Here is a 16,971-nt window from a genome sequence, read left to right on the forward strand (position 1 = left end):
AGTGTTATCTATGACAACATCTCCTAAAGACGAAATGTGGACAGTTTTCAAACGATTACTGGGCTATATCAAACAGATGAAAGGCATGCTGATACTTTCAGTTGCGGGCTTAATTACTTATGGTCTCGTTGATGCCGCCTTTATTGCTTTCATCGGCCCCTTTATTGATAAGGGTTTCTCTGGCGGCGCACCAGCGGCTGTCACCAGCGGTATCGCTTTGCCAACAAATGAAGGTTTCCATGCGAACAACGATGTGCTGATGATGGCACCGCTCGTGGTTATCCTAATGTTTTCCCTGCGTGGATTTGCTAACTTTGTCTCGACATACGGCATTTCATACATGAGCGCTAAATTAATTATGGATATGCGCCAGCAAGTATTTGAGCATTATCTGCGCCTGCCTGTCAGTTATATGGACAAGGAAAATACCGGTAACTTGATTTCAAAAGTCACCTTCGACACTGAGCAAATTGCTAGGGCATCGGGTAGCGCCTTGATTTCTATCGTTCGTGACAGTGTAACCGTGCTCGGCATGTTGGCGTTGATGTTCTACAACTCGTGGAAATTATCGCTGTGTATCTTAGTCATCGGCCCTGTTATGGGGTTAGTCATTACGATTGTTAGTCGTCGTTTCCGTAAAGTCTCTAAACAGATTCAAACGGCTATGGGTAGCGTTAGCGCCTCAACAGAACAAATGATTAAGGGTCACAAAAACGTATTAGCCTTTGGTGGACAAGAAACAGAAGCTACGCGTTTTGCTAGAATTAACGACCAAAACCGCCATCAAAATATGAAATTAGCCGTTGCGCAGGCGATTAGCCAACCATTAATCATGATTATCGGCTCGTTTGGTTTAGCCTTCGTGCTGTATGCCGCCAGTTTAGACAGCATGAAAGCCGACCTTACAGCGGGTACTTTTGCGACGATTTTGGCCGCTATGATGGCGATGTTACAGCCCATTAAAAGCTTAACGCGAGTCAATGCCGAATTCCAACGGGGTATTGCGGCGTGTACGACAGTGTTTGAGTTACTCGATACGCAGCCTGAATCCGATACCGGAACCTACAGTGTTGAGCGTGCTAACGGTCACCTACGCTTTGATAACGTATGTTTTAGTTATGACAGCCAAGACCGTCGGGCACTGGAACATGTGGACTTTGAAGTTAAACCGGGGCAAACCTTAGCATTAGTGGGCCGTTCTGGTTCAGGTAAATCAACGATAGCAAGTCTCGTGACCCGTTTTTATACCGGTCTTGAATCAGGTGATATTCTGCTCGACGACGTGAGTATTTACGATTACTCGTTAAAGTCGCTTCGTAACCAAGTGGCATTAGTTTCCCAGCAAGTGACCTTATTTAACGACACTATTGCTAATAATATCGCCTACGCCTATCCCGGTGAAGCCACGCGTGAACAGATTGTTGAAGCGGCCACCTTAGCCTATGCGATGGAGTTTATTGATCAGTTGCCCCAAGGCCTTGATACCCAAGTCGGTGAAAATGGCGTGTTATTGTCTGGCGGCCAAAGACAACGTATTGCCATTGCGCGCGCAATGCTACGTGATGCTCCTGTATTGATCCTCGATGAAGCGACCTCTGCACTGGATACTGAGTCAGAAAAAGCGATACAAAAAGGCTTAGATAATCTCAGGCAAAATCGCACTTCAGTGGTGATCGCCCATAGGCTATCGACCATCGAGAGTGCCGATCAAATTTTAGTGGTCGATCAGGGACGTATCGTTGAACGCGGTACGCACCAGTCATTACTGGAATTGAATGGCATGTACGCCAAATTGTATCAAATGCAATTTGGTAGCTAGATGCAGGCCTTAGTGAATAAAATTTGGTATCAGGGTCATCCATTGCGATGGCTCTTACTGCCTTTATCGTGGCTATTTGCGGGTATTACGTGTGTACGCCGTACATTATTTCGTCTCGGGATAATATCGCAAACTGTAATGCCCATCCCAGTGATTATCGTCGGGAATATTACCGTAGGTGGCAGCGGTAAGACGCCTACCGTGATTTATTTGATTGAGTTATTGCGCCAGCACGGTTTTAAACCTGGCGTAATTAGTCGTGGTTACGGCGTTGATATTCAAGGCGTTAAAACGGTTAACTTAGATGCAAGTGCAGCAGAGGTAGGTGACGAGCCTGCCATGATAGTCGCGCGCACTCAAGTGCCTATGGTCGTTGGCGCGAAACGAGTCGATACGGCCAATACGCTCATTGCCGAGTTTGGTGTTGATGTCATTATTTGTGACGATGGCTTGCAGCATTATGCACTGGCGCGCGATATTGAATTGGTGGTGATTGATGGTCAGCGTGGTTTAGGTAATGGACTGCTGTTACCCGCAGGTCCGCTGCGTGAAGCTGCGTGGCGTCTTGAGTCAGTGGATTTTGTGCTGAGCAATGGTGGCCCCGCTGCGAAAGGGCAGTTTGAAATGCAATTAGTTCCTACAGCAGTAAAACCGGTCAAATACGATGCTAATCCCAATGATTACACCTTTGATCAATCGCAGCCGCTGGTTGCGATGGCGGGCATAGGTAATCCTGCGCGTTTCTTTGAAGCATTACGCGCTCAAGGCTATCAACTGGCATTAAGCCATGGGTTTGATGATCATCAGGCTTATGATAAAGCCCAGTTATGTGACTTAGCTAAAGACTTACCGTTGTTGATGACAGAAAAAGATGCGGTTAAATGTCGCGATTTTGCACAAGAAAACTGGTGGTATTTGGCAGTCGATGCCAAGCTACCATCACAATTTGATCAGCAGTTGCTCGCACGCCTTCGCGAGGTGGCTGCCGCTAAACAAGGAAACTTCCATGGCATTCGATAAAAAATTGTTAGATATAGTGGCTTGCCCTGTGTGTAAAGGGAAACTTGAGTACGATAAAGTGGCACAAAAACTGGTTTGTAAAGCAGATAAGTTAGCTTATCCAATCACAGAAGGTATTCCTGTGTTACTGGAAAATCGTGCCGAACCACTGACTGAAACCGTCTAGAATATGTTAATGCGCGTATTATCTATACGCGCATATTTAGACTTTAGATTTATTATTTTTGTTATGTTTAGCTGATTTAAGGTTTTGTACAGCTGCAAGATGGATGGTTATTTAGCGTTTAGTTTGATCATTCACAAATTTTTGTTTATCGGCATCGCTTGCTCCTTCTTGGCACTCTCCGCGGATTTCACCTCGACTCGGCTCAATAATTCGGCTCAACTCAATGTAACCTTCACGGCAGTAACCGGTCATTTCAAGAGTTTTTGTTAGCCCTAATTCTACTTGTCGTCCCCATATCTCTAATGAGTCTTGCAAATCTTGCATCGCGCGACGTTGTTCACGTGGATCTTGTGTATTGCGTCGATATGTCTCATTTGATAAGGGACGCTCAACGTCATTAAAAGCCGACTTATCATCAACTAAACGTGCTTTATAGATAAAAAGCTTAAGGCCGTCGGCTTTAATATCAGTAGCTAACTTATCGCGTAATTTTCCCGCTAGTTCACTTGGATCGATAGGGGCACTGCTGCAAGCGATGAGCGATAAACAACTTAATATGGCAATGCTGAAATATCGAAGTGGCATAATAAAATTTAGCTCTAAGGTTATTAACTAATAGAAGAATACCTTACTATGGCTATAAAGTTCATGGATTTATGGTATCTCCATCGACTGAGTGTGGCTCTATATCGACATATCAGGGGTTAAGAGTGGCAAGTACACTGTGGGTATAGGCGTAATGGGTTATAAGGATGGGCTATCAATGTTGGCGTTTTGGTCGAATAAATGGGCACAAATTGAGTGGGGTTTGGGCTTAACTCAAGGCATATGCCTTGTGCTTTTGGTGCTATGGGTATACGCAATTTGGCCCAAAGATGAATTAGCACAAATACGTCGGGATAAAAATCTGCAATGGCGCTTATTACTAGTGTTAGTGGGGATTAATGCGCTTTGGTCGTTAAATGCCAGTATTCAAACCGGGCTGCATCTGCATTTTTTAGGCATTGTGACTTGTATGCTTATGTTTGGTTGGCGCCTTGCGACGTTGGCCTTACTGTTACCGAGCGCTTTTTTTAGTCTTTTTGTATTAAAGCAGCCTGCTGATTTTGGTGCTTTTAGCCTGTTTGCGATAGCTATGCCACTGTTTTTATGTTTTATGTTATACAGCCGTAGTTACCATTTATTTCCTAAGCACATCTTTGTGTTTATTTTTGTTGGCGGTTTTATTAACTCCGGCTTTTCTATGGTATTTCATCAACTGAGTTGGGCGATGTGGTTGTGGGCTGCAGCAGATTATGACTGGAACGTGTTATTTGATAATTACTTAATGTTAATCCCTTTATTGGCGTTTCCTGAGGCATTACTCAATGGTATGGCGGTGACATTACTCGTGGTGTATCAACCGCAGTGGTTGTTTGATTATTCTGATCGCGAATATCTATGGCGTAAATAAAGTGCATAACATCTGAGTTCAGATAATTATTGCGCCCGTAGTCCCTACATTCTCCGGAAAGATTATTGGGCGCATTTTTAAATGACGCTGAGACGATTACGCCCGAGTTAGGCGAAGCGTTGGTCTAAGTAACTGATAATTTCTTTTGACTCATACAACCATTGTACTTGGCCATTGTCTTCAATACGCAGACAAGGCACTTGTTGCTTACCACCTTGAACGGTGAGTTCATCTTTATGGGGCGATTTTTTTGCATCAAGTGTTTTGATGTTGAGTCCTTGACGGCGAATCGCTCGGCGGACTTTTACACAAAATGGGCATGCAGGATATTGATATAGTGTCAATGTTTGGGTTTGAAAATCAATTTTTTGTTGCTCATCCTGTGGCCGTTGGCGTTTCTTAGGGGTAAAGATAAAGTTTAATAACAGAATAATTCTGCCTAGGATCCAGCGAACGATAAACATGTAATTGACCTCAATGATATAGGAGTGGGTATTCACATTTGTGTATAAATAGCGATGCGGCAATGACGCAACCACCAGTCTGAGGTATTCAGTGATTAATGCGATACCTTGTTACACAAATGCCGCAGAGTGTAACCTATGACACAAAGCGCGGCCAACGTTTTAATTGGGGGACTGCTTACAAAAGGTTTGATTATATAAGGGAATATCTTTGCACTTAATTACAAAATAAAGCCCGCTGAAGTTAACCTTTAGCGGGCTTATGTTACATAGCTAATTATTGATTGACTGAGTTATTGTGCATCAATTGTTAGGCTCACTTGCGCCGCATTTTGATTTAAATTGATACGGCTTTCGAGTAAGAAAATCCGCTCCGGCGCAATATTCTTAACGTCAACAAGGTATGTTTTCACCGTTTTTGCTCTTTCTTGGGCTAAATTACCTAACATGTCATCATTAACACTCTGTGCTTTAACTGACAGATTATATAAGGCGATATGCCAACGCGTGGTGATTTCGTAGTCTGAAAGTGAGGTATCTTTTGCTTCCGAGATAACCGTGTCTTTTACTTGAGAAGGATCCGCTTTTATTTCTTGCTCATAGAGTTTCACTAACGCATCGGCAAGCGGCCCTTGGATCGGAAATTGGCTCGGACTTAAACCATCAGGTAACGCACTGAACTCGATATTGGCTAACTTAGCTAATTTACGCTTCATGATGCGCTCAGCAATGGCTTGGCTGTCATTGATAGCATCGACTTCCCCTTCAACGCTGAGCTTGAGCATTGGTCTGTCGAGTAATGCACTGGCGAGTTTATCTAAACTTTGCTGCTCTTTTTCACTAAGGCTGAATTGTCCTGCCGCAAAGCTGACTTTATCTAAGGTCTCGTCAGAACCAATCAATCCCGCTAAGAAAGTGAAAGGCGCTGTAACGGCCTTGGTAATGACATTCTTTAGCGCCGTCATGATAATGCTGCCGACGCTAAAACTGGGTGAATCTAAATCGCCAGAGACTTCCATGCCTAAATCAATTACCCCGTTACGATCCTGTAATAGTGCTATTGCAAGCGTGATGGGCAAGCTAGTGGCTAGTTCGCTATTACTTGGTTTACCGAGCTTTAGTTGATTAATCACTAAATGATTGTTACCTTTGAGTTTATTTTTATCCAGTTTGTAGTTTAGTGAAAGTGATAATTGGCCTTTATCGATGTAGTAACCTGCATAGGTACCTGAGTAGGGATTGACCGAAGTTAACTCAACATTCTTAAAGACTAAATCAAGATCTAAATATGGCATATCTAATAAGGGGTTAATATCACCTTTTAAGGTGACGGGCGCATACTTATCTATTTTACCCTTAATATCAACCGAGGCTTTAGTCCCTGGTATTGAAGATAAATGCGTGATATTACCTTCGAGTTGCTCAATGCCCGAGGCAAAATTTGGTGTCAGTGAATTATCTGCAAAGTAAGCCGAACCTTGGTTAAAGCTAATTTTTTGGATATCGAGCGTTAATTCTGGTGTTACCGTTTTGCTTGCTGTTTGCGAATGTGTAGGTGGCGCTGCAGCACTTTCTGTAGTTGGAACGGGCTTGCTATTAGCTGTCGACACAGGAGTATCAACGATAAGGTCGCTGATATTGGTCGTTCTATCTTTGGCAATCACCACTTTGGCGTAGGGTTGAATAAAGGCTAAATGATCAATTTTGATTTGATTTTTTTGTTGGTCAAAATCCAGTTGATTGATATTCATTTTTTGCCATTTGACCAGCGGGGAATGACGTAATGTGTCATTAATAGCTAAATCATCTAGATCAACATTGCCAGCATAAATAGCTTTACCCTTTGCATCGGCAGTGAGTTTGCCTGTAGAGCTTAATAGACCACTTTTGAGCTGGATATTAATATAAGGCGCCAGGTAAGGTTGAAACTGGATTAACGCCAATTTATCGAGTTGGATATTGGCATCTATGGCTTCGCCAGTAATATCTACTTGGCCTTGAGAGCTAAAACTTCCTTTGTCATTAATGCTGAGTTGTAGTTCGTATTCAATCGGAGTCGCTAACGTGCTTGTTATGGTTTTGGTTGAAAAATTAAGTGGATAGACACGCCATTGCTGCGGCGTTGCGGTGAGTTTTTGTTCTGATAAATTAATATCATAGTTTTCAACATGTAGTTCATCGAGTTGCACTAACCAAGTCGATTTTTCAGCCGGGACTGTAGCCGTAGCTTTTTTAGTCGTAGTAGCAGCGTTTGCGGCGATGTCATTGTTGAGTACAGCACTATCCTTGTCGTTAGTCGCAGCTAATTGACTTTCAGTCGGGGGGGGCGTTGTATTGCTTACATCAGTTGAAACCTTAACTATTTGAGGCTTTTCTTCAACTAATGGGGCTTGTACGTTTTCTGCAAGCTGAGTCTCTATTGGTTTTGCAACCGTTTGGGTTGAACTTGCTGCAGGGGCTGATGATTTAGGCGTAAACAAGTTGGCTAGATCGAGACCATCTTGACTCAACATTGCATTAATTATTAAGCCATCACTGTGCAGTTTATTAATATGCACTTTCTGTTGCTGCAAATTCACTGAAATACCGTCAAGGGCAAAGAGTGGCAGCTTAACCACAGTGCGTTTTTGGTCGTTAAAATTGAGTTTTTCGACAATGAATTGGCCATGATTACTGGTGATTTGTAACTCGCCATTATCGGTTAAATCCACTTGATACTGCGTTTTGGCACTAATTTCGCCATCGGTAAGGATTGGGATAAATTGATCGTCGATAAATCGCCACAGCGGTGTCAGCTTAAGCTTAGCAAATTGCACATCACCAGTGATTTTTAACGGGAACAGTTGGAATTGTCCTTGCAAGCTGATTTCGCCGGCATGATCGTCACGTAGGTGCATTGCATAATGGTTATGCTTGATGGGTACAACTGTAGATTTCGATATCGTTTGGGTATTTGCAGTGCTTACCTCTGCTTTGTTCGCTTTTATGGCTGGCGCAATGGATTCAGTCACTGCGGTCATCAAATATTCAGTATCGAGGTGACTGAGTTTCAGATTGATATTGGGATAATTGACTTGAGCATTCGTGATTTTATCATCAAAGCTGACTTGCCCAGCATCTAATACAAATTGGCTCAGTAGAACGCGAACGGGCGCGCTAACATCTGCAGGTGTGGTATTAGGGCTTGTGGATGAATGTTTGTTTAAGGTCAATAGAATGTCGTCGAAGTTGAATCCTATTTTATTTTTTCTGTCCACACGGATGATGTGTGCGTAGGGCGCTTGTATGTGTATGTGTTCGATAACTGCAATACGCTTAAACACCGATTGCCAAAAGTTCACTTCAAATTGAACTTGTGCTACGCCAGCAAATGGCTTCTCATCTTTTTCTTTAATGGCAAATTGATCAATTTCGACTTTGAAATTAAAAGGGTTAATGCGAACGTCACCGAGGGTAACTTGACGCCCCAATAAAGATGACAACTTCTCTGGCGCCTGAGTCGTAATCGCATAGGGAAGTAATATGCCTAATGCGCAGATATACCCAAGATAGATAAGCACAAGGTAAAAAATCACTCGAAGATACCTTGGCAGGGCAAAAAAAAGTTGGTTAAATTTCGATAGCTGGGTCAGCATTAATATTAAGGCTCCAATGCATAAGTCAGTGTAAAACTGGCATAAGTACGGACATTCTAGCGAATAACGCTAGTGTTGCCAGAATTAGTTAAGGTTATTATTTGTTAACTTTTATTATTGTCGATTAACATTCCGTGTTTAGCTTAGTTTAGGTGGGTGTGCACTATCTTAACAGTATGGCTGAATAGTCAGTTTTAATGCTATTTTTTAGGCCGCGATAAGATTTTTAGTGAGTTAATCAAGATGATAATGGCACCTTGATGTTTTTTATCCAATTAAAATATCTTCGTTAAAAATCTTTTACTTAAATGGCATATTACTCACCCTTTTTTTGTTGATGTTGGCTCAGACTGCATCAAGGCTTCCTTGGATAAGCCTTGTTTATGTTTGAACTCAGCCGTTGTTAATGCGTTATCAAGATAAGGTTTAGAGCAGTATTAAAACTGAACATATATAACAAAGTGCTTAATTGAAAAGTGGATTTCATTGTTAGACCTAAGTCCTGTTAGCTTGTTAATATAAGCCAGTTTTACATTTTATCGATGCTATCTTAGGGGATACGAGATTGAATAAGAGTTTAGTGACCAATTTATTAGCGGCTGCCTTGGTCGTGGTGGGATATGTTATTGATTCGGCAATGGTACTGAGTGTGGGGTTGTTTGCTTTATCTGGCGCAATTACCAATTGGGTTGCGATATACATGTTGTTTGAGAAAGTCCCTGGACTTTATGGCTCAGGCGTTGTGCCTTCGCGCTTTGAAGAATTTAAAGCGGGTATCGCTCACTTAATGATGAAACAGTTTTTTACTACCGAGAATATCGAGCGATTTTTATCTGAAAAACAAGGGTTTAGTAAAATAGATTTGGCGCCTGTGATTGGAAAGGTTGATTTAGCGCCTTCATTTGATGCTCTAATCAGTACGGTCGCGCAATCTTCCTTTGGTGGCATGCTGTCGATGTTCGGTGGCACTGATGCATTATTGCCGTTAAAAGAGCCATTTATTGTGAAAATGAAGGCATCTTTGGTTGAAATGGCCCAAAGTGACGCATTCCATGAGCTATTGCAGCAAGAAATTGAACAACCAAATGTAATGGCCGATTTACAAGCAAAGATTGCCAATATAGTAGAACAAAGATTAAGTGAGCTTACACCGCAAATGGTGAAAAAAATCGTACAGGATATGATCCAAACGCATTTGGGATGGCTAGTGATTTGGGGCGGTGTATTTGGCGGTCTGATTGGACTTGTCGCCGCTTTAATACAAGGCTAACCTGAGTTAAAGCCGCGAATAGAATGGGAGCTTTGGCTTCCTTTTTACTTACAACGTAGGCGTGAATATCAAATAACAAGGCTGTCTATGAACCCTCACCACAGTATCAATTATTTAGAAATACCGAGTCGAGATATTGCGAGCTCGAAGGCCTTTTTTAACCAGGTCTTTGGTTGGGATTATGTTGATTATGGCCCTGAATATAGCTGCTTTGTGGATGCAGGTATCACTGGAGGATTCTATCAAGCTGATATCAATTTTACTCTGACGCGAGGTTGCCCATTGATTGTGATATATAGTCAAAATTTAGCATTAACTCTGGTATCTGTTGTTGAAGCTGGTGGCGCTATTACGGCTGATATATTTAACTTCCCTGGTGGGCGCCGATTCCATTTTACAGAACCCTGTGGCAATGAATATGCCGTCTGGTCAGAATAATTCTCACGTAATTCCTTGTATTCGTAATTGTTGTTTAGATCAGCAAGATATTTGCTTAGGTTGTTTTAGGCATCTCGACGAGATTTTAGCATGGCGTGTAATGTCAGAAGCGGAACAACAAGCGTGTTATACCAAAATGAGACAGCGTAAATGTGCTCACCTGGCTAAATTAAGCGGCGGGGCTGTGTAGCGATAATGATTGATTCTGTCGTTGTTGAGTAAGCAAAGAGTAAAAAGACTTGAGGCCATTAATCATTTTCAGAATGCAGTTTAGTCGTGCTTATGACCTTAATCCTAACGATCTTTGATCGACCCACATCAATAAATTTACCTACATTGATATCAAATTTTAAACACAAGTGTGAATATCTCAGTTGATAAATCAATGGTGAAATACGCATTAACGTATGTCACCATTGATATTTTGAAACACTGCTTATACTGGTTCTATCACTATGTGCTCAAGTTCGATAGCTGCAACGGTATGCAGTGCATCCATCGTCGCGCCTACTAGACTAATTTTTCCTTGAGACGACTCAATTAATACTGCACGACTGATATCACTAAACTCACGGTTATGGCGAGTTAGATTCGATAATGCCATCTGCATGGGGAGCATAGAAGGATTAAACGCTGCGTTCTCGGCGTATCGACCACAATAGGTTGCGCCATCGTGGGTTTCTAATACTACGGCAGCAAAACTTTGAGTGTAAGGCGCATAGCTTAAACCTGCATGTTCTAAGCCCTCGATGATCATAGGATCGGCACTATCTAACGCAAATTCAGTGTATTGCTTAGCCATTAAGGGGGAGGTGACATTTAAGTCTTTAGGCCCAAAAGCATAGGGTAAATAATACGCGAGAGGATGACTTTCCTGTGCTGGTAGATGAATACAAATCTTGCTACCTTCCACCAATTCATTCATGAATTGACGGCAATGGCCACAAGGGCTGGCATTGACTATGATATCAACGATTTGGCTTTCACCGCTTAGCCAAGCGTGGCTAATAGCACTTTGTTCCGCATGGACTGAGTGAAATAACGCTTCACCGGGCAATTCTATATTCGCGCCCATGTAAATATCACCACTTTTGCCTTTGGCAATCGCGCCAACATAAAACTCACTGATAGGCGGTTTAGCCAGTGCTGCGGCTATTGGCAGTAATGCTAATAACACTTCAGCTTCACTCATTTTACTTGCACTTGTTAGCGTAGCAAGTTGTTGTGCATTGAGGTGCCCCGCAAAGTGTTGGTTTAACATGGGAATGAGTGCATCTGCTAACGGCGTTGGCAGTAGGGTTATGCTGTGATTGAATCTATCTTGCATTTCCCGATTCCTTATTTGTTAAGTTCATGAAAGAACATTCTAGTAATTTTGTTACAGTATAAATGCGAGTTAGCTCGCGTTTATACGCTGTGAACATTAATGTATTGATTGTTATTAATCTATACTGAGTCTGTTTAAATATATTGCCAGTATATGGTTGAGTCTAAAGCTTTGTTTAAAGCTTTTAAATACAAGAGATAAGATTATGACCTTACAAAAATTTAAAGCTCGCGCAAATAATGGCAAAGCGCGGTAAGTAATTTTTGTTTATTCTCATCTGCTTGCGTATCTTGTAGTAAGTTTTCTAATTTAAGTACATAGTCTTGATCGGCTAAACGACTTTGACAGAATTCACGCCAGCGCAGTGATTCTTCATAATCAAGTAACTCTGGGTAGTTTCTGGCACGGTAACGGAACAACATTTCAGGAATGCGTGGATCATCAAATTGCAAATCTAACGCAGCTAAATTTTGCGGTAGGGTATGACGGATGATTTCCATTTTCGCTTTATCCGCTTGACTAAAAAAACCACCGGAATACAACATTAAGTCGGGATCTGTCGTGGCTCTGCTCTCATCGTGCTCAAACAATAGTGCTAATTTCTCGCGCAGTTCGGGGTGTTGTTTCAAGCTTTTATATTGTGCTCTGGCAAATTCTTTATCTATACCTAAACGAGCGGCATGTTCATCGCTGAGAATTTTTGCTGAGGTGATAAATGGGCATTTATTTAAATGAATTTGTTTGACAGGGATAGGCAATTCATCTTCGGCCAGATCGGCTCTTGACGTATACATGCGCGTTTTAATTTGCTCAATATCGAGCTCAAATAACGGCGTTAAATCCATCGCTAAATTAACGCAAATAACGGCATTTTTATTGGTTGGATGGTGCGCTACAGGTGAAATCAAGGTGGTACAACCATTACGTGCACTAATTTTTGAACTGACGTGAACAAGTGGCTGCATATTAAGTACATCGATTTGATCGCTAACCGCTTGTTTGCGACGCAAATCAAAATAGTACTGATATAACTTAGGTTGTTTTTCGCGAATAAGCTTAGCCATTGCAATCGTCGCATATACATCTGACATTGCATCATGGGCTTTCTCGTGGCTTAAACCATTCGCTTGAGTCAGGTGCTCTAGCTTAAAGCTAGGCGAGCCATCTTCTTTTGTCGGCCAATTGATTCCTTCAGGTCTAAAGGCGTAACAAGCGCGAACTAAATCGATGATATCCCAGCGGGAGTTTCCATTTTGCCATTCGCGAGCATAGGGATCGATAAAGTTGCGATAAAAGCCATAACGGGTCACCTCATCGTCAAAACGCAGTGAGTTATAACCGGCAACGCAGGTGTTGGGTTGGCTAAATAAGACCTGAATACGTCCCATAAACTCAGTTTCAGGGATGCCTTTTAAATTAGCTAACTGCGGTGTGATCCCTGTGATCAATATCGCTTCCGGCGACGGCAGGTAATCAGTGGCTTGTTTGCAATAAAACGTCTCAGGTTCGCCGATAATATTGAGATTTAAATCCGTGCGAATACCAGCAAATTGCGAGGGTCTGTCTTTTGCAGGGTTTGCACCAAATGTTTCGTAGTCGTGCCAGAATATACTTGGCTGGGAATGATTAGACATAAATTAGATTCAAATGACAGTTTGTTGAATAGTCACATCTTAACACCTAAACACTCGGAATGAACATTTACGGCATGGTTAAAACTAAGTCATTAACTTAGGAATATAATGGTTTACTAGGTGATTTTAATAGAGATTAGACGGTACAATTGCACTTAAATAGGGGGGGAAGAGTGTCTCATGTATCATCATTTTCTAAATGAACTCATAGTGCTTGATGCCGAAAAAACATCGATACTGACGTTGCGATTACCCGACGACATTAGTGATTTTATGGTATTACAGGCGATAAGTGCGCCATTGCTAGAGATCATCGTTATAGCGAATGCCGATGCGCTGAAAAATATTACAGTTCGCTTTCAACCATTTATGGGCTTAAAGGTCGAATCGCTATCAAAAAGTTCTCAGGCTTTTAATACACCAGTCACTCGTTGTATTGGCCAAGGTTTTCGGCTTTATACGCGTATGGGAACAGCAGCAAAGTTTTGCGCGGCAGAATTGAGGCGAGGAGTTTCTTTTTCCTTAGATATGGCTAACTGCCAAAACTTGGATAATTGCTTAACTTTTGCCTTACAAGCTGATTCCAAATTTGAATTAGTCCCTTTAGAAACTGATTTACGTGTTTTACATGAGCCAAAAGTATTATTGGTCGCTAAAGCCCTGCTAGCAAGACAATACGACTATGCAGCATCATCCGAATTGATTGCCATTGACATGGCAGAAATCGAGCAGGTTAGGTTAGAATTACAAACGTTTGTACGTGGCGACTTGGGTCTGTGTCACGCTGGCCTTGCCGATGAAGCATTAAGGCTTACCCCATTGTTAATGCAGAAACAGCAGTGGTTATTTAGAACCTATACCCATATATTTGAACGTCCCAATTATAATCGCTCGGCTAATGATACGGATAACACTGATAAATTATTACGAAAACTAGAGTGTTATGAGTTACTAGCGCCACCTGAACTGGTTCAGATGGTTGGCCGATTAATGGAAGACGACACTTAAATGGTTGTTACTCCAATTTAGTAAACGATAAGAGTCCACTATGCACTATTTATGTCCTCTGTGCGCCGCACCTCTGGCGTTAACAGAGCGAACTTGGGGTTGTTCACAGCAACACAAGTTTGATGTAGCCAAAGAGGGTTACGTCAACTTATTACCTGTACAGAAGAAAAATTCAAAAGATCCTGGCGATAACAAACAGATGATGTTTGCTCGGCGTGAGTTTTTAACCGCTGGTTACTATCAAGGCTTGAGTGATAGAGTTAATGAACTTGCACTTAAGTTTGCGCCTGAAGCAAAGCAAATACTCGATATAGGCTGTGGGGAAGGGTACTACAGTCAGCGTTTATTCGATGTGTTGAATCAGCATCATCAGTGTGAGTTACAAGGCATTGATATTTCTAAGTCAGCAATTAAGTATGCAGCGAAGCGTTATCCTCATCTACAGTTCTGCGTCGCAAGTGCTTATGAAATGCCTATTGCAGCTCAAAGTGTCGACTTGGCTATTCGTATTTATGCGCCTTCAAAAATTGAAGAACTACACAGGATTATGGCCAATGGCGGTGTGTTAATCACTGTTTCACCTGGCCCTTTGCACCATTTGGCATTAAAAAAACAGATTTATGCCGAGCCTAGACTGCATGCCGAGTCCACGACGCATATTTTAGGATTCGAATGTTTACATCAAGAACGGTTGCAATCCCAGCTCAAATTAATTCATAGAGAACATATTGCTCATTTCTTAGAAATGACTCCCTACGCTTGGAAGTTTACCGATGTTCAAAAACAATTACTTGCCTCACAAGGGCTAAATTGTGAGCTGGATTTCCAAATTGAAGTACATCGCATTTCAAGGTGATAACATAGATTAAGCGATTGAAATAAAATATTTAAAGTGCTTTACTATACCTGTGAAACAGCATGGACTTAGTGTTCAGCTAGCCGGTTGCAAAATCATAAAGTAGACGTAGGCAAAATAAATAATCCAAAGTGTCGCAGTATGTTGACTTATCTTTAGAATGGTTTATAGTCTTGTTAGCTTGAAGGTTGGGCTTATATTTATGTGTTCAATACGACCAGTTCGTCCTGTAAACATAAGTAATACCGGCATTTTCCAGCTCCACCGCCGTTAAGGCTTTAATTTTTTATTTACAGGATTTATATTATGTCTCAAGTTACTGGTGTTGTTAAATGGTTCAACTCTGACAAAGGTTTCGGATTCATTGAGCAAGAATCTGGTCCAGATGTTTTCGTACATTTCCGTGCGATCAACTCTGACGGTTTCAAAACCCTTGATGAAGGTCAGAAAGTGTCTTTCACTGTGACTCAAGGTCAAAAAGGTCCACAAGCTGAAAACGTAACTATCGTTGGTTAATGTTTCAGTGCTGTTAGCTTAGAGCTAAGAGCAATGGATCAAAGAGCTATGGTTAATTCCATGGCTCTTTTTATTTGTGTAAGGTTTAAAGTTATCGATATTCGTCAAAGTATTTAGCTCCTTATTTGTGAGTGAAAACTTTTAGCTCAATTATTTATTCATCATTCCATCTCTAAACTGTCACTAATCGGCAATAAAATAAAACATGCCTCTGCACCTGAATTAGTTTTGGCCTATTCTTATAGCCGAAATCAAACTCATACCAATCCGTATTATTTTTGCCCATATTATACCATTTATATTAATTAACTGGTCAGTGTCGCCCATCGTCTAAGCACAATTTGCTCACCCTTTCTTTATTCTCGATGAAGCTATTCCATGCGATGGAACACTGTTCAACAATGTCGTCATAACCACTAAAACAGCGATTGGCCAACACATTTTGGCGTAGCCATTGCCAGACTTGCTCTATGGGGGTGAGTTCGGGTGAGTAAGGAGGCAGCTTGAGGACGGTCAGATTATCAAAGTCGTCGGCTAACGCTTGTTGATGCCAGCCAGCGCCGTCCATGATGATCAGGGCGTAGCGCCCAAATGACGTTGCAGCAGAAATTAACTTCAAATGTTGGTACATGTATTCGCTGTTAGCATGTGGGGCAATAATCGCTTCTGTTGCGCCAGTTGCAGGACACATTGCGCCATATAAATATGCCGATTCAAACGGTTGCTGCCTTACTGCGCGTGGAGTATCCCTTTCTTGGCCCAAATACGGGTGGTAGTATTTGTTGACCAAATCTGGCTTCATCTTGCAACCAAACATCAATGCGATAGAGTGCAACATGGCCCGGGGTGTTACGGGATCGTTATCATCAGAAAGTTTTTTAAAAGTTGCTTGCACAGCCTCCGATTTTTCGGGTGGCGAGAGCGAGTGGTGATCCATGAAAGCCCAATTGATGTAGTAGACGGTAGATATTAGCTTGTTTGAATGTCACCCAAAATTCAGGTTGAATAAAATGATGGAGATCCTCTGCCATCAGTCTACCCCTTGCCTAGAGAGGCTTGGTTGCTGTATAAGCGCTTTGAGACTAGCTTGCTGTGCTAAGTGAATTAAGCTTGTCATTTAGACCTGGCAGCCCTTGGGGAAGGTCAGTGGTAACCCGCTTATTAACACAGGTTCTACTGTTTTTCTGCATACTGGCAATAGCGGCTTCTTAGTGAAGTGCTGTAATATAATGCATACGTTTACGTGCGTCTGATTTCATTCAGGTTAGGATATTGGGCTTGTTCATACTTTGTAAGGTTACAAAGTGGCGACTAATTTGATTACACAATTAAGACTATTGGCATAATAAGTATTTCCGTAAGCAG

Annotated in this window: 15 protein-coding genes and 1 pseudogene; 10 read left to right on the forward strand and 6 right to left on the reverse strand. The window is 41.9% G+C overall.

The features are described from left to right. Positions 1–10: 10 nt before the first annotated feature. The 3 genes from msbA to C9I43_RS04975 are packed head-to-tail and all read left to right on the forward strand — an operon-like array spanning position 11 to position 3,005. Positions 11–1,819 carry a lipid A export permease/ATP-binding protein MsbA gene (gene msbA / locus C9I43_RS04965; protein WP_107882476.1) on the forward strand — a complete coding sequence of 603 codons (1,809 nt, stop codon included), beginning with the start codon at positions 11–13 and terminating at the stop codon, positions 1,817–1,819. After that, positions 1,820–2,839, forward strand: a complete 1,020-nt coding sequence (gene lpxK / locus C9I43_RS04970) for a tetraacyldisaccharide 4'-kinase (RefSeq protein ID WP_107882478.1) — start codon at positions 1,820–1,822, stop codon at positions 2,837–2,839. It abuts the gene before it with no gap. Beyond that, entirely contained in the window at positions 2,826–3,005 is a 180-nt protein-coding gene (locus C9I43_RS04975; RefSeq protein ID WP_076498327.1) for a Trm112 family protein, read from the forward strand. The genes lpxK and C9I43_RS04975 overlap by 14 nt, the downstream gene beginning before the upstream one ends. A gap of 111 nt (positions 3,006–3,116) precedes the next feature. Here the strand turns inward: C9I43_RS04975 and C9I43_RS04980 are convergent, their stop codons facing one another. After that, complete coding sequence (locus C9I43_RS04980; protein WP_076498330.1) at positions 3,117–3,590, reverse strand: hypothetical protein; 474 nt, start codon at positions 3,588–3,590, stop codon at positions 3,117–3,119. Positions 3,591–3,768: 178 nt separating this feature from the next. On the opposite strand from C9I43_RS04980, the gene C9I43_RS04985 reads away from it, so the two are divergent. Beyond that, positions 3,769–4,458, forward strand: coding sequence for an energy-coupling factor ABC transporter permease (locus C9I43_RS04985; protein ID WP_076498333.1), 690 nt, complete (start codon positions 3,769–3,771; stop codon positions 4,456–4,458). Positions 4,459–4,565: 107 nt separating this feature from the next. Here C9I43_RS04985 and C9I43_RS04990 read toward each other — a convergent pair whose 3' ends face one another. Together C9I43_RS04990 and C9I43_RS04995 are read right to left on the reverse strand one after the other, a co-directional pair. Next, positions 4,566–4,922 (reverse strand): glutaredoxin family protein, encoded by a 357-nt coding sequence (locus C9I43_RS04990; RefSeq protein ID WP_107882480.1) that lies wholly within the window; start codon positions 4,920–4,922, stop codon positions 4,566–4,568. A 293-nt stretch (positions 4,923–5,215) separates the two neighbouring features. Next, complete coding sequence (locus C9I43_RS04995) at positions 5,216–8,557, reverse strand: DUF748 domain-containing protein (RefSeq protein WP_107882482.1); 3,342 nt, start codon at positions 8,555–8,557, stop codon at positions 5,216–5,218. A gap of 565 nt (positions 8,558–9,122) precedes the next feature. On the opposite strand from C9I43_RS04995, the gene C9I43_RS05000 reads away from it, so the two are divergent. The 3 genes from C9I43_RS05000 to C9I43_RS05010 all read left to right on the forward strand — a co-directional run bounded on the left by C9I43_RS05000 (position 9,123) and on the right by C9I43_RS05010 (position 10,455). Further along, positions 9,123–9,827: a DUF445 domain-containing protein gene (locus C9I43_RS05000; RefSeq protein WP_107882484.1), complete on the forward strand. Its 705-nt coding sequence runs from the start codon at positions 9,123–9,125 to the stop codon at positions 9,825–9,827. Between the two features lie 87 nt (positions 9,828–9,914). Next, complete coding sequence (locus C9I43_RS05005; protein ID WP_107882486.1) at positions 9,915–10,265, forward strand: VOC family protein; 351 nt, start codon at positions 9,915–9,917, stop codon at positions 10,263–10,265. Then, positions 10,240–10,455: a DUF1289 domain-containing protein gene (locus C9I43_RS05010; protein ID WP_107882488.1), complete on the forward strand. Its 216-nt coding sequence runs from the start codon at positions 10,240–10,242 to the stop codon at positions 10,453–10,455. Before C9I43_RS05005 ends, C9I43_RS05010 begins: the two co-directional genes overlap by 26 nt. 246 nt (positions 10,456–10,701) lie before the next feature. Here C9I43_RS05010 and cdd read toward each other — a convergent pair whose 3' ends face one another. Together cdd and sbcB are read right to left on the reverse strand one after the other, a co-directional pair. Then, entirely contained in the window at positions 10,702–11,592 is an 891-nt protein-coding gene (gene cdd, locus C9I43_RS05015; protein WP_107882490.1) for a cytidine deaminase, read from the reverse strand. A 221-nt stretch (positions 11,593–11,813) separates the two neighbouring features. Further along, positions 11,814–13,226 (reverse strand): exodeoxyribonuclease I, encoded by a 1,413-nt coding sequence (sbcB, locus tag C9I43_RS05020; protein ID WP_107882493.1) that lies wholly within the window; start codon positions 13,224–13,226, stop codon positions 11,814–11,816. Positions 13,227–13,406: 180 nt separating this feature from the next. On the opposite strand from sbcB, the gene C9I43_RS05025 reads away from it, so the two are divergent. The 3 genes from C9I43_RS05025 to C9I43_RS05035 all read left to right on the forward strand — a co-directional run bounded on the left by C9I43_RS05025 (position 13,407) and on the right by C9I43_RS05035 (position 15,606). After that, complete coding sequence (locus tag C9I43_RS05025) at positions 13,407–14,234, forward strand: hypothetical protein (protein WP_107882495.1); 828 nt, start codon at positions 13,407–13,409, stop codon at positions 14,232–14,234. A 40-nt stretch (positions 14,235–14,274) separates the two neighbouring features. Continuing rightward, positions 14,275–15,090 carry a 23S rRNA (guanine(745)-N(1))-methyltransferase gene (rlmA, locus tag C9I43_RS05030; RefSeq protein WP_107882497.1) on the forward strand — a complete coding sequence of 272 codons (816 nt, stop codon included), beginning with the start codon at positions 14,275–14,277 and terminating at the stop codon, positions 15,088–15,090. 306 nt (positions 15,091–15,396) lie between these two features. Next, entirely contained in the window at positions 15,397–15,606 is a 210-nt protein-coding gene (locus C9I43_RS05035) for a cold-shock protein (protein WP_006081219.1), read from the forward strand. 305 nt (positions 15,607–15,911) lie between these two features. Here C9I43_RS05035 and C9I43_RS05040 read toward each other — a convergent pair. After that, positions 15,912–16,865 (reverse strand): annotated as a pseudogene (locus C9I43_RS05040) (IS630 family transposase). Positions 16,866–16,971: the final 106 nt, after the last annotated feature.

Source organism: Shewanella morhuae (assembly GCF_003028295.1).
In the GTDB taxonomy this organism is placed as follows: domain Bacteria; phylum Pseudomonadota; class Gammaproteobacteria; order Enterobacterales; family Shewanellaceae; genus Shewanella; species Shewanella morhuae.

Coding starts and splice junctions, on each gene's coding strand:
- msbA (WP_107882476.1), top strand. CDS start 11: ATGACAACATCTCCTAAAGACGAAATGTGGACAGTTTTCAAACGATTA.
- lpxK (WP_107882478.1), top strand. CDS start 1,820: ATGCAGGCCTTAGTGAATAAAATTTGGTATCAGGGTCATCCATTGCGA.
- C9I43_RS04975 (WP_076498327.1), top strand. CDS start 2,826: ATGGCATTCGATAAAAAATTGTTAGATATAGTGGCTTGCCCTGTGTGT.
- C9I43_RS04980 (WP_076498330.1), bottom strand. CDS start 3,590: ATGCCACTTCGATATTTCAGCATTGCCATATTAAGTTGTTTATCGCTC.
- C9I43_RS04985 (WP_076498333.1), top strand. CDS start 3,769: ATGTTGGCGTTTTGGTCGAATAAATGGGCACAAATTGAGTGGGGTTTG.
- C9I43_RS04990 (WP_107882480.1), bottom strand. CDS start 4,922: ATGTTTATCGTTCGCTGGATCCTAGGCAGAATTATTCTGTTATTAAAC.
- C9I43_RS04995 (WP_107882482.1), bottom strand. CDS start 8,557: ATGCTGACCCAGCTATCGAAATTTAACCAACTTTTTTTTGCCCTGCCA.
- C9I43_RS05005 (WP_107882486.1), top strand. CDS start 9,915: ATGAACCCTCACCACAGTATCAATTATTTAGAAATACCGAGTCGAGAT.
- C9I43_RS05010 (WP_107882488.1), top strand. CDS start 10,240: ATGAATATGCCGTCTGGTCAGAATAATTCTCACGTAATTCCTTGTATT.
- cdd (WP_107882490.1), bottom strand. CDS start 11,592: ATGCAAGATAGATTCAATCACAGCATAACCCTACTGCCAACGCCGTTA.
- sbcB (WP_107882493.1), bottom strand. CDS start 13,226: ATGTCTAATCATTCCCAGCCAAGTATATTCTGGCACGACTACGAAACA.
- C9I43_RS05025 (WP_107882495.1), top strand. CDS start 13,407: ATGTATCATCATTTTCTAAATGAACTCATAGTGCTTGATGCCGAAAAA.
- rlmA (WP_107882497.1), top strand. CDS start 14,275: ATGCACTATTTATGTCCTCTGTGCGCCGCACCTCTGGCGTTAACAGAG.
- C9I43_RS05035 (WP_006081219.1), top strand. CDS start 15,397: ATGTCTCAAGTTACTGGTGTTGTTAAATGGTTCAACTCTGACAAAGGT.